13 protein-coding genes are annotated in these 15,839 nt (G+C 46.2%); all 13 read right to left on the reverse strand.

The features are described 5' to 3' along the window. Positions 1 to 147, reverse strand: a 147-nt coding sequence (locus L2744_RS20290; RefSeq protein WP_248943643.1) for a GTP-binding protein, incomplete at its 3' end; no start/stop codon positions are given. 72 nt (positions 148 to 219) lie between these two features. After that, complete coding sequence (gene fusA, locus L2744_RS20295; RefSeq protein ID WP_248993586.1) at positions 220 to 2,316, reverse strand: elongation factor G; 2,097 nt, start codon at positions 2,314 to 2,316, stop codon at positions 220 to 222. Positions 2,317 to 2,394: 78 nt separating this feature from the next. Next, positions 2,395 to 2,865: a 30S ribosomal protein S7 gene (gene rpsG / locus L2744_RS20300; RefSeq protein ID WP_011787570.1), complete on the reverse strand. Its 471-nt coding sequence runs from the start codon at positions 2,863 to 2,865 to the stop codon at positions 2,395 to 2,397. A gap of 81 nt (positions 2,866 to 2,946) precedes the next feature. After that, complete coding sequence (gene rpsL, locus L2744_RS20305; RefSeq protein ID WP_006083605.1) at positions 2,947 to 3,321, reverse strand: 30S ribosomal protein S12; 375 nt, start codon at positions 3,319 to 3,321, stop codon at positions 2,947 to 2,949. A gap of 179 nt (positions 3,322 to 3,500) precedes the next feature. Further along, positions 3,501 to 7,718: a DNA-directed RNA polymerase subunit beta' gene (gene rpoC, locus L2744_RS20310; RefSeq protein WP_248993587.1), complete on the reverse strand. Its 4,218-nt coding sequence runs from the start codon at positions 7,716 to 7,718 to the stop codon at positions 3,501 to 3,503. Between the two features lie 83 nt (positions 7,719 to 7,801). Further along, positions 7,802 to 11,833 (reverse strand): DNA-directed RNA polymerase subunit beta, encoded by a 4,032-nt coding sequence (rpoB, locus tag L2744_RS20315; protein WP_248993588.1) that lies wholly within the window; start codon positions 11,831 to 11,833, stop codon positions 7,802 to 7,804. Positions 11,834 to 12,073: 240 nt separating this feature from the next. Continuing rightward, positions 12,074 to 12,442, reverse strand: coding sequence for a 50S ribosomal protein L7/L12 (rplL, locus tag L2744_RS20320; protein ID WP_248993589.1), 369 nt, complete (start codon positions 12,440 to 12,442; stop codon positions 12,074 to 12,076). Positions 12,443 to 12,496: 54 nt separating this feature from the next. After that, positions 12,497 to 12,997, reverse strand: coding sequence for a 50S ribosomal protein L10 (rplJ, locus tag L2744_RS20325; RefSeq protein ID WP_248993590.1), 501 nt, complete (start codon positions 12,995 to 12,997; stop codon positions 12,497 to 12,499). A 266-nt stretch (positions 12,998 to 13,263) separates the two neighbouring features. Continuing rightward, on the reverse strand, positions 13,264 to 13,965 hold the full coding sequence (gene rplA / locus L2744_RS20330) for a 50S ribosomal protein L1 (protein ID WP_105251030.1): 702 nt from the start codon (positions 13,963 to 13,965) through the stop codon (positions 13,264 to 13,266). A gap of 4 nt (positions 13,966 to 13,969) precedes the next feature. Beyond that, positions 13,970 to 14,398: a 50S ribosomal protein L11 gene (gene rplK / locus L2744_RS20335; protein ID WP_006083611.1), complete on the reverse strand. Its 429-nt coding sequence runs from the start codon at positions 14,396 to 14,398 to the stop codon at positions 13,970 to 13,972. A gap of 127 nt (positions 14,399 to 14,525) precedes the next feature. Further along, entirely contained in the window at positions 14,526 to 15,077 is a 552-nt protein-coding gene (gene nusG / locus L2744_RS20340) for a transcription termination/antitermination protein NusG (RefSeq protein ID WP_248993591.1), read from the reverse strand. Between the two features lie 9 nt (positions 15,078 to 15,086). Continuing rightward, positions 15,087 to 15,458, reverse strand: coding sequence for a preprotein translocase subunit SecE (secE, locus tag L2744_RS20345; protein WP_248993592.1), 372 nt, complete (start codon positions 15,456 to 15,458; stop codon positions 15,087 to 15,089). Between the two features lie 275 nt (positions 15,459 to 15,733). Continuing rightward, the coding region (locus L2744_RS20350; RefSeq protein ID WP_446539695.1) for an EF-Tu C-terminal domain-related protein at positions 15,734 to 15,839 on the reverse strand (106 nt) is incomplete at its 5' end.

The raw sequence follows: 15,839 nt of genomic DNA on the forward strand, positions 1-15,839 counted from the left end.
TTGAGAGAAGTCTTTAGCTTCGCCACCGTAGGTCTTAGCCAGTACGTGAGAGATAGCTGCAGTCAGAGTGGTTTTACCATGGTCAACGTGACCAATGGTGCCCACGTTTACGTGAGGCTTAATACGTTCAAATTTAGCTTTTGCCACGATATATTCCTTTCTTTTCAGAATAGTCCAGTCAAAGCTGGACCATAATAACATTTATGTCGTAACTGGATATTAGCTACGAGATTCAATAATCGCTTTCGCAATGTTTTGCGGTGCATCAGAGTACTTCAAGAACTCCATAGAGTACGAAGCACGCCCCTGAGTTGCAGAGCGCAAATCAGTTGCATAACCAAACATTTCAGAAAGAGGTACTACAGCATGGACTATTTTGATGCCACCAAAGCCATCATCCATCCCTTCAATTAAGCCACGACGACGATTTAAATCGCCAACGACGTCACCCATATAATTTTCTGGGGTAGTTACTTCTACTTTCATGCAAGGTTCGAGCAACGCCGGATTCGCTTCAAGTGCACCCTTTTTGAAGCCCATAGAACCCGCAATTTTGAACGCCATCTCATTCGAGTCCACATCATGATATGAACCGTCGAACAGAGTGACCTTCACGTCCAACACAGGGAAGCCAGCGAGAACGCCATTCTTCATCTGTTCTTGGATACCTTTATCAACCGCAGGAATGAATTCACGAGGAATCACACCTCCCACAACAGCATTGACAAATTCGTAACCAGCGCCTTCTTCATTAGGCTCTAGTTTTAACCAAACGTGACCGAATTGTCCACGACCACCTGATTGGCGTACAAATTTACCTTCAGCTTCTACTGAAGCTCGGATAGTTTCGCGGTAGGCCACTTGTGGCTTACCTACGTTACATTCAACACCGAATTCGCGACGCATACGGTCAACGATGATGTCTAAGTGTAACTCACCCATACCCGAAATCAGAGTCTGTGATGATTCTTCGTCAGTTTCAACTCGGAATGATGGATCTTCCGCTGCAAGCTTTTGCAACGCGATACCCATTTTGTCCTGGTCAGCTTTTGACTTAGGCTCAACGGCAATGGTAATTACTGGCTCTGGGAACTCCATACGTTCCAAGATCACTTTATGATCGTTATCACAAAGCGTATCACCCGTAGTCACTTCTTTTAAACCAATAGCCGCAGCGATATCACCAGCACGGACTTCCTTCAGTTCAGTTCGATCATTTGCGTGCATTTGCACCATACGACCTACACGCTCACGCTTCTGTTTCACAGAATTGTAAACGCCTGAACCTGATTCGAGAACGCCTGAGTACACGCGAATAAAGGTCAAAGTTCCTACGAATGGATCTGTAGCAATCTTAAATGCCAACGCAGCAAAAGGCGCATTGTCATCTGATGGGCGTTCTACTTCTTGGTCGTTTTCATCGATGCCCTTAATTGGAGGCACATCAATTGGCGCTGGCAAGAATTCAATCACCGCATCAAGTACCGCTTGAACGCCTTTGTTCTTAAATGCAGAACCACAAGTCGCTAAAACGATTTCATTATTTATAGTACGCTGACGCAGTGCCTTTTTAATCTCTTCTTCTGATAGCGTGCCTTCTTCAAGGTACTTATTCATCAGTTCATCAGAGGATTCAGCTGCTACTTCAACCAGATACTCATGCATTTCAGCCGCTTTAGCCGCTAACTCTGCAGGGATCTCCTCATGAGTGAAAGTCATACCCTGGTCTGCTTCATTCCAGTTAATGGCTTTCATCTTGATTAAGTCGATCACACCTTTGAAGTTTTCTTCTGAACCAATATTCAATTGAATAGGCACACAAGTCGCTCCAAGGCGAGTTCTGATTTGCTTCACTACACGTTCAAAGTCCGCACCTGCACGATCCATTTTGTTGACAAATACTAAGCGTGGAACGCGGTATTTGTCAGCTTGACGCCACACTGTTTCTGACTGAGGTTCAACACCAGATGAACCACAGAAAACGACAACAGCGCCGTCGAGGACGCGCAGAGACCGTTCAACTTCAATAGTAAAGTCAACGTGACCAGGGGTATCGATGATATTGATACGGTGTTCAGTGAATTGAGCATCCATACCACGCCAGAATGTGGTTACCGCAGCCGAGGTGATAGTAATACCACGCTCTTGCTCTTGAACCATCCAGTCTGTGGTAGCAGCGCCGTCATGCACCTCTCCGATTTTATGAGACAAACCGGTATAGAACAGAACACGTTCTGTTGTGGTGGTTTTACCTGCGTCCACATGAGCAACAATACCGATATTACGATAACGCTCAATTGGGGTTGTACGAGCCACGATTATACCCTCTCCACCAAGACCTAAGTCTTGGCAATATCAACAACTATGGTGTGGGCCTAAGCCCACACCATCATATTACCAGCGGTAATGAGCAAAGGCCTTGTTAGCTTCAGCCATGCGATGCACGTCTTCACGCTTCTTAACAGCAGTACCTTTGTTTTCAGACGCATCTAGCATTTCACCTGCTAGACGTAAAGCCATAGATTTTTCACCACGCTTACGAGCAGCTTCAACTAACCAGCGCATCGCCAGTGCGTTACGACGCACAGGACGAACTTCACATGGTACCTGGTACGTAGAACCACCAACGCGACGAGATTTAACTTCGACTGATGGGCGAACATTGTCCAGGGCTGCTTCAAGGATAACTAAATGGTTTTCGCTTTTCTTTTCAGCAACAACATCTAGTGCCTTGTAAATAATTTTTTCTGCAGTCGACTTTTTGCCGTCTTGCATAATGACGTTGATGAACTTAGCCAGCAACTCACTGTGAAACTTTGGATCTGGTAGGATTTTACGTTGTCCTACAACGCGACGTCTTGGCATAACAATTCTCCGTATGCTTCAGGGATTTCCAAAACTGGAATTCTCAAAATAAAACTAGCTTGGCCTTACTTAACGGATAAGTTAAGACTTAGGACGCTTAGCACCGTATTTAGAACGGCTTTGGCGACGTGAAGTCACGCCTGCACAGTCTAATGCGCCACGAATAGTGTGATAACGCACACCTGGTAAGTCTTTAACACGACCACCACGGATTAAGATCACGCTATGTTCCTGCAGGTTGTGGCCTTCACCGCCGATGTACGAAGTAACTTCGAAACCGTTAGTTAGACGCACACGAGCTACTTTACGTAGTGCAGAGTTAGGTTTTTTAGGGGTAGTAGTGTACACACGTGTACAAACACCACGTTTTTGCGGGCACGCATTCAACGCAGGCACGTTAGTCTTGTCGACTTTTGGCGCGCGTGGCTTACGTACCAACTGGTTTACAGTTGCCATGTATAGCTCCGAGTCAGTTGAATCAAACTCAACGATAAGGTGTGAAAAATCTATATCCCACAATAGTGGGACGCGGAATTTTAGAAAGGTAATGCCGGACTGTCAAGAAATAGCCAACTTTTGCGGCATATTACAAGAAAAAAGGCGCCAATGGCGCCTTTTTGTTACAATCTGATTACTTAATCGTGGCTACCGGCCATGTTTAAGAGATCAGCGAGGTTCTGTTCAGCTTCACTAGCAGTGACTTTATTCACTACAACTGGCTCGTCTTTCTTAGCACGGGCATCATTGCGGGTCTTGTGATAAGCGTAACCCGTACCGGCTGGGATCAAACGACCAACGATGACGTTTTCTTTCAGACCACGCAGTTGATCGCTCTTACCACCTACGGCAGCTTCAGTCAGAACGCGCGTTGTTTCTTGGAACGATGCTGCAGAGATAAAGGACTCTGTCGCCAGAGACGCTTTGGTAATACCTAGCAGTTCACGTTCGAAGGTCGCAGGTACTTTGCCCTGAGCAATAAGTTCGCGGTTAGCGATCTTAACGCGTGACACTTCAGCTTGTTCCCCTTCGAGGAAGTCAGTATCACCGGCAGAAGTAATGAGACACTTACGTAGCATCTGACGGATGATCACTTCGATATGCTTATCGTTGATCTTCACGCCTTGCAAACGGTAAACGTCTTGTACTTCGTTCACAATGTAGTTTGCTACATTGTGGATGCCGCGCAGACGCAGAATGTCGTGCGCTGCTTCTGGACCGTCAGCGATAACTTCACCACGTTCGACTTTTTCACCTTCGAACACGTTTAAGTTACGCCATTTAGGGATCATCTCTTCGTAATGATCGCCGCCATCAGCTGGTGTAATTACCAAACGACGCTTGCCCTTAGTCTCTTTACCAAATGAGATGGTACCAGAGATTTCCGCCAGAATTGCAGGCTCTTTTGGCTTACGCGCTTCGAACAAGTCAGCAACGCGTGGCAGACCACCGGTGATGTCGCGTGTTTTAGACGATTCTTGTGGAATACGTGCTAACGCGTCACCTACGGCAATTTGCGCGTTGTCGTCAAGGTTAACGATCGCACTGCCTGGTAAGAAGTACTGTGCTGGTACTTCTGTGCCTGGGATCATCAAGTCTGCACCATTCGCGCCAAGCAGACGGATCATTGGGCGCATTTCTTTACCCGCTGTACCACGCTGACCGACGTCAAGGATCACGATTGATGATAAACCAGTCAGCTCGTCTGTTTGACGTGTCATAGTAACACCGTCAATCATATCAACGAACTTGATGCTACCCGCCACTTCAGAAATGATTGGGTGAGTATGTGGGTCCCAGTTAGCGATGATATCGCCAGCTTCAACCGCTGCATCTTCCAGTTTTTCAAGAACAGTACCGTATGGCACTTTATAACGCTCTTTCTCACGACCTAACTCATCAATGATGGCCAGTTCAGAAGAACGAGAAACGATAACCAGTTTGCCGTCACTGTTGATAACATGTTTCGCGTTATGCAGTTTCAATGAACCTGAGTTTTTCACTTGGACATTGTTTTCTGCAGAAGCACGTGACGCCGCACCACCGATGTGGAACGTACGCATCGTTAACTGTGTACCTGGTTCACCGATAGATTGTGCTGCCACAACACCGATGGCTTCACCATGGTTAATGATATGACCACGTGCCAAGTCACGGCCATAACATGCCGCACACACACCGAAATCGGTATCACAGGTAATAACAGAACGTACAATCACTTCATCGATTGAATGCTCTTCTAACTTGTCACACCATGCTTCATCTAGCAGCGTGTTACGCGGTGCTAACACGTCTTCAGTGCCTGGATAGTACACATCAACGGCAACCACACGACCTAGTACGCGTTCACGCAATGGCTCAACCACATCACCACCTTCAATCAGCGGCTTCATGGTTAGACCTTCGTGAGTACCACAATCGTCTTCGATAACCACTAAATCTTGTGCAACGTCTACAAGACGACGAGTCAGGTAACCCGAGTTAGCAGTCTTCAATGCCGTATCGGCTAGACCTTTACGTGCACCGTGAGTAGAAATAAAGTACTGGAGTACGTTTAGACCTTCACGGAAGTTAGCTGTGATGGGTGTTTCGATGATTGAGCCGTCTGGCTTAGCCATCAGACCACGCATACCCGCTAACTGACGGATCTGTGCGGCACTACCACGAGCGCCTGAGTCAGCCATCATATAGATGCTGTTAAACGAGGCTTGTTTCTCTTCAACGCCATCACGGTTAATCACTGTCTCAGTTGACAGGTTTTCCATCATAGCTTTAGAAACTTTTTCGTTGGCACTTGCCCAGATATCGATAACTTTGTTGTAACGCTCACCCGCTGTTACCAGACCTGATTGGAACTGCTCTTGAATTTCAAGAACTTCCGCTTCTGCATCGGCAACTAGAGTGTATTTCTCGTCAGGAATAACCATGTCATCGATACCAACAGAGGCACCAGAGATGGTTGCAAAACGGAAACCGGTGTACATCAATTGGTCAGCGAAGATAACAGTATCTTTCAGACCCAGTTGACGATAACAAGTGTTCAACAGTTTAGAGATCTGCTTCTTGCCCATGTTCTGGTTAACCAGATCAAATGACAAACCTGCTGGCAGAATTTGTGACAGCAGAGCACGACCCACAGTCGTATCAACGATACGGCGTTGTTCGGTACGTTCACCATCGTCACCAATAATGGTTTCAGTGATACGTACTTTAACACGGGCATGCAGTTCAGCAGCGCCAGTTGCATAAGCTTTTTCAACTTCAGCAACAGACATAAATGCCATACCTTCACCACGGCCGTTAATACGCTCACGGCTGGTGTAGTACAGACCTAATACCACGTCTTGAGACGGGGTGATAACAGGCTCGCCGTTGGCTGGTGACAGGATGTTGTTGGTAGACATCATCAGGGCACGGGCTTCAAGCTGCGCTTCCAGTGTTAACGGTACGTGTACCGCCATTTGGTCACCGTCGAAGTCGGCGTTGTATGCCGCACAAACGAGCGGGTGTAACTGGATTGCTTTACCTTCAATCAGTACGGGTTCGAACGCTTGGATACCCAGTCTGTGCAGTGTAGGTGCACGGTTGAGCATCACTGGATGTTCGCGGATCACTTCATCCAGAACGTCCCATACTTCCGCCACTTCACGCTCAACCATCTTCTTAGCCGCTTTGATAGTAGTAGCTAAGCCACGACCTTCCAGCTTGCCATAGATGAATGGCTTGAACAGTTCCAGTGCCATCTTCTTAGGAAGACCACATTGGTGCAGGCGTAGAGTAGGACCTACGGTAATGACCGAACGACCAGAATAGTCGACGCGCTTACCCAATAAGTTCTGACGGAAACGACCTTGCTTACCTTTGATCATATCGGCCAAAGATTTCAGAGGACGTTTGTTAGAACCGGTAATAGCACGACCACGACGACCGTTATCCAATAGCGCATCAACAGACTCTTGTAACATACGCTTTTCGTTGCGTACGATAATGTCTGGCGCAGCTAAATCTAACAGACGCTTCAAACGGTTGTTACGGTTGATCACGCGGCGATACAGGTCGTTAAGATCTGAAGTCGCGAAGCGGCCGCCATCGAGCGGTACCAACGGACGTAAGTCAGGTGGTAACACAGGCAGTACTTTTAAGATCATCCACTCAGGCTTGTTGCCTGATGTGTAGAATGCTTCCATCAACTTAAGACGTTTAGTCACTTTCTTGCGACGAGTCTCAGAGTTGATTGAAGGTAATTCTTCACGCATTTGTTCGATTTCTTTGGCTAAATCGATAGCACGTAACAGTTCAAGCACTGCTTCGGCACCCATTTTAGCTTCGAACTCGTCACCGTATTCTTCTAACGCATCCAGATACGTTTCTTCTGTCAGCATTTGGCCACGTTCAAGGCTGGTCATGCCAGGCTCGATCACGACAAATGATTCAAAATACAGTACGCGTTCGATATCACGCAGCGTCATATCCAGCATTAAGCCAATACGTGACGGCAGTGATTTTAAGAACCAAATGTGCGCAACTGGGCTAGCCAGTTCGATGTGACCCATACGCTCACGACGTACTTTAGTTTGGGTTACTTCAACGCCACACTTTTCACAAATAACACCACGGTGCTTCAAACGTTTGTACTTACCGCACAAACATTCGTAATCTTTAACTGGGCCAAAGATACGCGCACAGAACAGACCTTCACGCTCAGGCTTGAAGGTACGGTAGTTGATGGTTTCTGGCTTCTTAACTTCACCAAAAGACCAAGAACGGATCAGATCAGGCGATGCCAGACCAATTTTGATGCCGTTAAATTCTTCAGTCTTGCTTTGCTGTTTCAGAAACTTTAATAAGTCTTTCACGTTTCTCTCCTGAAGGAGTTAAACCGGGTGCTCCGCTCGCACGGAGCACCATTCTGTTGCCAAACGCGGCTAAGTGCCTACGCTTATGCCTGATCCAACTCGATATTAATACCGAGTGAACGGATCTCCTTCAGTAACACGTTGAAGGACTCTGGCATGCCAGGTTGCATCTGATGGTTACCGTCGACGATGTTCTTATACATCTGAGTACGACCGTTAACGTCATCCGATTTAACAGTGAGCATTTCTTGAAGCGTGTAAGCGGCACCGTATGCTTCTAGTGCCCACACTTCCATCTCACCGAAACGCTGACCACCGAACTGAGCTTTACCGCCCAGTGGTTGTTGAGTCACTAAGCTGTACGAACCAGTAGAACGGGCGTGCATCTTGTCATCAACTAAGTGGTTCAGTTTGAGCATGTACATGTAACCTACCGTTACTTGACGCTCAAATTCGTTACCGGTACGACCATCAAACAACTTCAACTGACCAGAGGTTGGCAAACCTGCAAGTTCAAGCATCTGCTTGATCTCTTTCTCTTTAGCACCATCGAATGCAGGCGTTGCAATCGGGATACCGCCTTTGAGGTTAGTCGCAAGACGTAATACTTCATCATCGGTGAATGAATCGATATCGACGCGCTGTTGCACTTCGTCACCTAATTCATAAACTTGCTTGATGTAACCACGGACTTCAGCCAGCTCGCGCTGTTCTTCAAGCATCGCAGTGATCTTGTTACCAATACCTTTGGCAGCGGCGCCCATATGGACTTCAAGTACCTGACCAATGTTCATACGTGATGGAACACCTAGCGGGTTCAATACGATGTCTACTGGGTTACCTTGTTCGTCATATGGCATGTCTTCGATTGGGCAAATCTTAGAGATAACACCCTTGTTACCGTGACGACCCGCCATCTTGTCACCAGGTTGGATTGTACGCTTAACCGCTAGGTAAACCTTAACGATCTTGAGTACGCCTGGCGCCAAGTCATCACCTTGGGTGATCTTGCGACGTTTGATTTCAAACTTCTTATCGAAGTCAGCTTTCAGCTCTTCATGCTGTTCAGCCAATTGCTCAAGTTCAGTTTGTTTTGCTTCATCGTCAATGACTTGAATCAATACATCTTTACGTGGCAAGGCAGCAATTTGCGCTTCAGTGAAACCAGCGCCGATTAACAGGTTACGCGCACGGCTTAATACGCCTTCTTCAAGGATCTTGAACTCTTCGCCTAAGTCTTTACGAGCTTGGGCAATGTGCATCTCTTCGATTTCAACTGCACGCTTGTCTTTCTCAACGCCGTCACGGGTAAATACCTGAACGTCGATGATAGTGCCCTTAACAGAGTTAGGAACACGCAGTGAACTGTCTTTAACGTCAGACGCTTTCTCACCGAAGATGGCTCGGAGTAACTTCTCTTCTGGTGTTAGCTGTGTTTCGCCTTTTGGCGTCACTTTACCAACCAGAATATCGCCGCCCTTCACTTCTGCACCAATGTAAACGATACCTGACTCGTCGAGTTTCGACAGAGCAGATTCACCTACGTTTGGAATATCAGCGGTGATTTCTTCGCTACCCAACTTAGTGTCACGAGCAATACAAGATAGCTCCTGAATGTGGATAGTAGTGAAACGGTCTTCTTGCGCTACACGCTCAGAAATTAAGATCGAGTCTTCGAAGTTGTAACCGTTCCAAGGCATGAATGCGATACGCATGTTCTGGCCAAGGGCTAAGTCACCTAAGTCAGTAGACGGACCGTCTGCTAACACGTCACCACGAACGACTGGCTCACCAACAGCACAACAAGGGCGTTGGTTGATACAAGTGTTTTGGTTAGAACGGGTGTATTTAGTCAGGTTATAAATGTCGATACCGGCTTCGCCTGGGCGCAGCTCATCTTCATTTACTTTAACAACGATACGGCTCGCATCAACGTAGTCAACAAAACCACCACGCTTAGCAACAACCACTACACCTGAGTCAACAGCCAAAGTACGTTCAATACCAGTACCTACTAGCGGCTTTTCAGAGCGCAATGTTGGTACGGCTTGACGTTGCATGTTCGCACCCATCAAGGCACGGTTAGCATCGTCGTGTTCTAAGAACGGGATCAGCGACGCAGCAACAGAAATAATCTGTTGTGGCGAAACGTCCATATACTGGATGTCAGCAGCGCGCATAAAGGTTGATTCACCTTTATGACGACAAGCAATTTGCTCTTCTGCCATACGCCCGTTCGCGTCAATTTCAATGTTCGCCTGTGCGATCACATAACGACCTTCTTCGATTGCTGACAAGTATTCCACTTCGTCAGTAATCACGCCGTCAATCACCTTGCGGTATGGCGTTTCTAGGAAGCCGTAGGAGTTAGTACGGGCAAAACTTGCTAATGAGTTGATTAGACCAATGTTTGGACCTTCAGGGGTCTCAATTGGACATAAACGACCATAATGCGTTGGATGTACGTCGCGGACTTCAAAGCCTGCACGTTCACGGGTCAAACCACCTGGGCCAAGGGCAGAAATACGACGCTTATGCGTTACTTCTGACAGCGGGTTGTTTTGATCCATAAATTGTGACAGCTGAGAAGAACCGAAGAACTCTTTCACTGCGGCAGAAATTGGCTTAGCGTTGATGAGATCCTGTGGCATCAGCTCGTTTAGATCGCCTAAAGACAGACGTTCACGCACGGCGCGCTCAACACGGACTAAACCTACGCGGAATTGGTTTTCAGCCATTTCACCGACGCTACGAATACGACGGTTGCCTAAGTGATCGATGTCATCGACTTCGTCGAAACCGTTACGGATATGAATGATGTTCTTCATTACCGCAACTATGTCTTCTTTAGACAATACACCGGTACCTTCGTCATCAGGAATGCTGAGACGACGGTTGAACTTCATACGACCTACTTTAGACAGGTCATAACGCTCTTCACTGAAGAACAAGTTCTGGAATAGGGCTTCGGCTGCATCTTTGGTTGGTGGCTCACCAGGACGCATCATACGATAGATCTCAACCAGTGCTTCTAAGCGGTTAGTGGTTGAATCGATACGCAGCGTATCTGAAATATAAGCACCGTGATCTAGCTCGTTGATATACAACGTGCTGATATCTTTAATGCCAGCGAGTGATAATTTCGCCAAATCTTCTAGGCTAATTTCGCTGTTGGCAGACACTAATACTTCACCGGTATCCGGATCGATATAATCCTGAGCAGCATACTTGCCCACGATATATTCAACTGGTACTTCGAGTTCAGTAGTATTGGTTTTTTCTAACTGGCGAATATGGCGAGCCGTAATACGACGACCTGCTTCAACCAGCACAGAGCCTTCAGCATCCTTGATGTCATAGCTGGCGGTTTCACCACGCAGACGCTCAGGAACCAATGACATCACTAGCGTATCTTTCTTAATCTTGAACTCAACGCGTTCAAAGAACAGATCGAGGATCTCTTGAGTAGAAAATTCTAATGCACGCAGAATGATAGTCGCAGGTAATTTACGGCGACGGTCAATACGCACAAATAGTGCATCTTTAGGATCGAATTCAAAGTCAAGCCATGAACCACGGTAAGGAATAATGCGTGCGTTATACAGCACCTTACCTGATGAGTGGGTTTTACCACGGTCATGATCAAAGAACACGCCAGGGCTACGGTGTAATTGAGATACAATTACCCGCTCAGTACCGTTGATAACAAAAGTACCGTTATCAGTCATCAATGGGATATCACCCATGTAGACTTCTTGTTCTTTAATATCTTTTACTGTGCCTGCCGCTGCTTCACGGTCATACAACACCATGCGTAATTTAACGCGTAGTGGTGCTGAGTACGTAACACCGCGGATCTGACACTCTTTCACATCAAAAACAGGCTCGCCTAGCTTATAGCTGACGTATTGCAGTTCTGAATTACCAGAAAAGCTCTTGATGGGAAAAACGCTACGGAAGGCGGCTTCTAAACCGCGCTCACCGGTAGGATCTTGATCGGTGAACTTCTTAAAAGAGTCTAACTGAATAGACAAAAGGTAAGGAATATCCAACACCTGTGGACGCTTACCAAAGTCTTTGCGAATACGCTTCTTTTCAGAATAGGAGTAAACCATGGGTTTCCTCTGCTTACGAGATGTGACCAAGACTGAATGAATAACTTAAGTTATTGAATTCAGCACGTTTGCCCATCACCGTTGATAGCAAGAACCTAACCAGTAATCTCTGTTAGGGACTGCAAAATCTGGCGACAAACGGTGAAAAAAAATCGCCGACGCATATAGCGCAAAAAAGGCCGACGGTTAAAAAACCGCCAGCCTCCACCCAATTGGCTTGGGTGAGTAAGCTAAAATAGCTTACTTGATTTCTACTGAAGCACCAGCGTCAACTAGTTCTTTCTTCAGAGCTTCAGCTTCTTCTTTAGAAACTGCTTCTTTAACTGCTACTGGAGCAGCTTCAGACATAGCTTTAGCTTCTTTCAGGCCTAAACCTGTTGCGCCACGGATGGCTTTAATTACAGCAACTTTGTTGTCGCCGTGTGCAGTCAGAATTACGTTGAATTCTGTTTGCTCTTCAACAGCAGCAGCAGCTTCGCCACCACCAGAAACAACAGCAGCAGCGGCAGAAACACCGAACTTCTCTTCCATTGCTTCGATCAGTTCAACAACTTCCATTACAGACATAGCTGCAAAGGCTTCTAAGATTTGGTCTTTAGTGATAGACATAACAAATGTTTCCTATTGTTCTGAATTCAATTTTAAAAAGCTGCCAGCTTGAAATTAAGCGGCTTCTTGTTTTTGATCGCGCAAGGCGGCCAGTGTACGAACTAACTTGCCAGCAGATGCTTCTTTCATAGTCATCATTAACTGAGCTAGTGCTTCTTCGTATGTTGGCAGTTTCGCCAAACGATCAATGTCAGCTGCAGGGATGAAATTCCCTTCAAAGGCTGCGCCTTTAACTTCGAAATTAGCTTGCTCTTTAGCAAAGTCTTTTAACAGACGAGCTGCAGCACCTGGGTGCTCGTTAGAGAAAGCAATCAAAGTTGGGCCAGTGAACGTTTCTGCTAGGCACTCAAAAGCTGTACCTTCAACAGCACGACGAGCTAATGTGTTACGTACTACACGTACATATACACCAGCTTCGCGAGCTTTTTTACGCAGACCGGTCATAGCACCTACAGTTACACCGCGTGAATCGGCGGCTACTGCAGATAGCGCACCTTTGGCAGCTTCGTTGACTTCAGCAACAATCGCTTTTTTGTCTTCGAGTCTTAATGCCATTGGCTTTACTCCTGGATTCTACCTAGGGTATTCCCTAGTATTTACCATACTAAATACTTATGTATTTAGTGACTTACGGTGCAGATTATCCAGTAAAAAAATTAGCTGGGGCCTGACACCGTCTACGCAGGAAATTAAGTAAACCGTTAAAGTAAACACCTGCGGTCTTGGACGGAAGCCCAATTTTCAACACTTAAAAAGCGGTAAAAACAGGCTTCAACCCACAAAGTGCGCGCATTATAGACTAATGCACCCGCTTTGTAAAATTATAGCGTTGTTTCAAGCGTAGCTTGATCAACGGCAACACCTGCACCCATAGTGGTAGAGATGCTGATCTTTTTCACGAAAATGCCTTTAGCAACTGCAGGCTTAGCCTTTTTCAGTGCTGACACTAACGCTTCCAAGTTTTCTTTCAATTGAACTGGCGTGAAATCCACTTTACCGATAGTAGTGTGGATAATACCGTTCTTGTCGTTACGGTAACGAACTTGACCCGCTTTGGCATTCTTAACAGCTTCAGCAACGTTTGGCGTTACTGTACCTGTTTTAGGGTTAGGCATTAAACCGCGTGGGCCTAAGATTTGACCTAACATACCAACAACGCGCATTGCATCTGGAGATGCGATAACTACGTCAAAGTTCATTTCACCGGCTTTGATTTTCTCAGCCAGATCGTCCATACCAACTAGCTCAGCGCCAGCGGCTTTAGCAGCTTCAGCATTTGCACCTTGTGTAAATACTGCAACGCGAACGTCACGACCAGTACCGTGTGGCAACACAGTTGCACCACGAACGTTTTGGTCTGATTTACGTGGGTCGATACCCAAGTTAACTGCAACGTCTACACTTTCAACGAATTTTGCAGTTGCTAATTCTTTTAACAGAGCAACAGCTTCGTTGATATCGTAGCTTTTAGTACCGTCAACTTTCTCGCGAATTACGCGCATGCGTTTAGTTAGCTTTGCCATTATATTAATCCTCTACAACCAAACCCATTGAACGCGCAGTACCTTCGATTGAGCGAGTCATCGCTTCAATGTCAGCACCAGTCATATCGGCAGCTTTCAGTTCAGCAATTTCTTGAACTTTAGCGCGAGCGATAGTACCCACTTTCTGAGTGTTTGGACGTGGAGAACCTGATTTCAGGCCTGCAGCAGTCTTCAGTAAGTAAGACGCTGGAGAAGTCTTAGTTTCAAAAGTGAATGAACGGTCACTGTAAACAGTGATCACGACTGGAATAGGCATGCCTTTTTCCATTTTTTCTGTACGGGCGTTAAACGCTTTACAGAATTCCATGATGTTCACACCTTTTTGACCCAAAGCTGGACCAACTGGTGGTGATGGGTTCGCAGAACCGGATTTTACTTGCAGCTTAATATAAGCATCAATCTTCTTTGCCATCTGACATTTCCTCAGTTTGGGTTCAAACGCGCATCAGCGACATGCTGACATGCTCCCCCGAAAACAACGGGTGCGGATTATATAGAAATCCGCACCCGTTGCCAAACGGATTTTGTAGTTTATTTAATCAGCCTTTTTCGACCTGACTAAAATCGAGCTCAACGGGTGTAGAACGACCAAAGATCATTACTGACACTTTTACGCGGCTCTTGTCATAGTCCACTTCTTCAACGGTACCGTTAAAGTCAGCAAATGGACCATCACACACACGCACCACTTCACCTGGCTCAAAGATGGTTCTATGAGTCGGCGAGGCTGTCGTTTCTTGTAAGCGACGCAAAATAGCATCGGCTTCTTTATCTGAAATTGGGGCAGGACGATCAGAGGTTCCGCCAATAAAGCCTAAAACACGCGGGATGCTTTTGACTAAATGCCAGCTGTCATCGTTCATTTCCATCTGGACTAACACATAACCAGGGAAAAATTTACGCTCACTCTTACGACGCTGACCTGCACGCATTTCGATAACTTCTTCAGTCGGAACTAATACTTCGCCGAAGTACTGCTCCATGCCGTGCATCTTAATGTATTCAATCAGTGACTTACAAACTCGGCCTTCATAGCCTGAGAATGCCTGCACTACATACCATCTTTTTTTAGCTTCTTTAGCTTCAGTCATTCGAGGTGCCTATACGCCAGTGATAAAATTGACAATTCGCATTAACACAGCATCCATCCCCCAAAGAACCAGAGCTAAGATACCTGTTGCAGCAAGGACAATAAAAGTGGTGTTAAGCGCTTCTTGACGCGTTGGCCATACAACCTTACGCACTTCAATTTGCGACTCGCGAGCGAAAGCAAAAGCTTTTTTACCCTTTTCTGTCTGTAGGGCAATAAAACCAGCAATAGCGAATGCAACGATAACACCAAGTGCACGTATGACAGCACTCGCTTCGCTATACATTTGATTGCCAATAACAGCAGCGGCTAGCAATATAATCACTACGCCCCACTTCACGATATCCAGAGAATTGTTCTGGTTTTCAGTATTTGTTGTCATCGGTTATTCCGTTACTCAATACGGCCTGAGCTTGAGCACAATAATTAGGGACATAAGACCCAGTTACAATACGCTTTTTTATACTCTGCATTTCCGAACACCCTTAGAAACGCAAATAGCATAAGTTCAGGGTCAAAAATCGGCCATAGATTGTATTCTTATTCGACTTTGTAAGCAAGGATACACAGCAAACGCAAACCACAAATCACGGCAAATAATTGACTTAAACAAAAAAGGAAGCCGAAGCTTCCTTTTCAAACTAATCTCTATCGCTATTAAGCGATGATTTTAGCTACTACACCAGCACCAACTGTACGACCACCTTCACGAATTGCGAAGCGTAAACCTTCGTCCATCGCGATTGGGCAAATCAGTGTCACT

Source organism: Shewanella profunda (genome assembly GCF_023283765.1).
GTDB lineage: Bacteria > Pseudomonadota > Gammaproteobacteria > Enterobacterales > Shewanellaceae > Shewanella > Shewanella profunda.

Coding starts and splice junctions, on each gene's coding strand:
- rpsG (WP_011787570.1), bottom strand. CDS start 2,865: ATGCCAAGACGTCGCGTTGTAGGACAACGTAAAATCCTACCAGATCCA.
- rpsL (WP_006083605.1), bottom strand. CDS start 3,321: ATGGCAACTGTAAACCAGTTGGTACGTAAGCCACGCGCGCCAAAAGTC.
- rpoB (WP_248993588.1), bottom strand. CDS start 11,833: ATGGTTTACTCCTATTCTGAAAAGAAGCGTATTCGCAAAGACTTTGGT.
- rplL (WP_248993589.1), bottom strand. CDS start 12,442: ATGTCTATCACTAAAGACCAAATCTTAGAAGCCTTTGCAGCTATGTCT.
- rplJ (WP_248993590.1), bottom strand. CDS start 12,997: ATGGCATTAAGACTCGAAGACAAAAAAGCGATTGTTGCTGAAGTCAAC.
- rplA (WP_105251030.1), bottom strand. CDS start 13,965: ATGGCAAAGCTAACTAAACGCATGCGCGTAATTCGCGAGAAAGTTGAC.
- rplK (WP_006083611.1), bottom strand. CDS start 14,398: ATGGCAAAGAAGATTGATGCTTATATTAAGCTGCAAGTAAAATCCGGT.
- nusG (WP_248993591.1), bottom strand. CDS start 15,077: ATGACTGAAGCTAAAGAAGCTAAAAAAAGATGGTATGTAGTGCAGGCA.
- secE (WP_248993592.1), bottom strand. CDS start 15,458: ATGACAACAAATACTGAAAACCAGAACAATTCTCTGGATATCGTGAAG.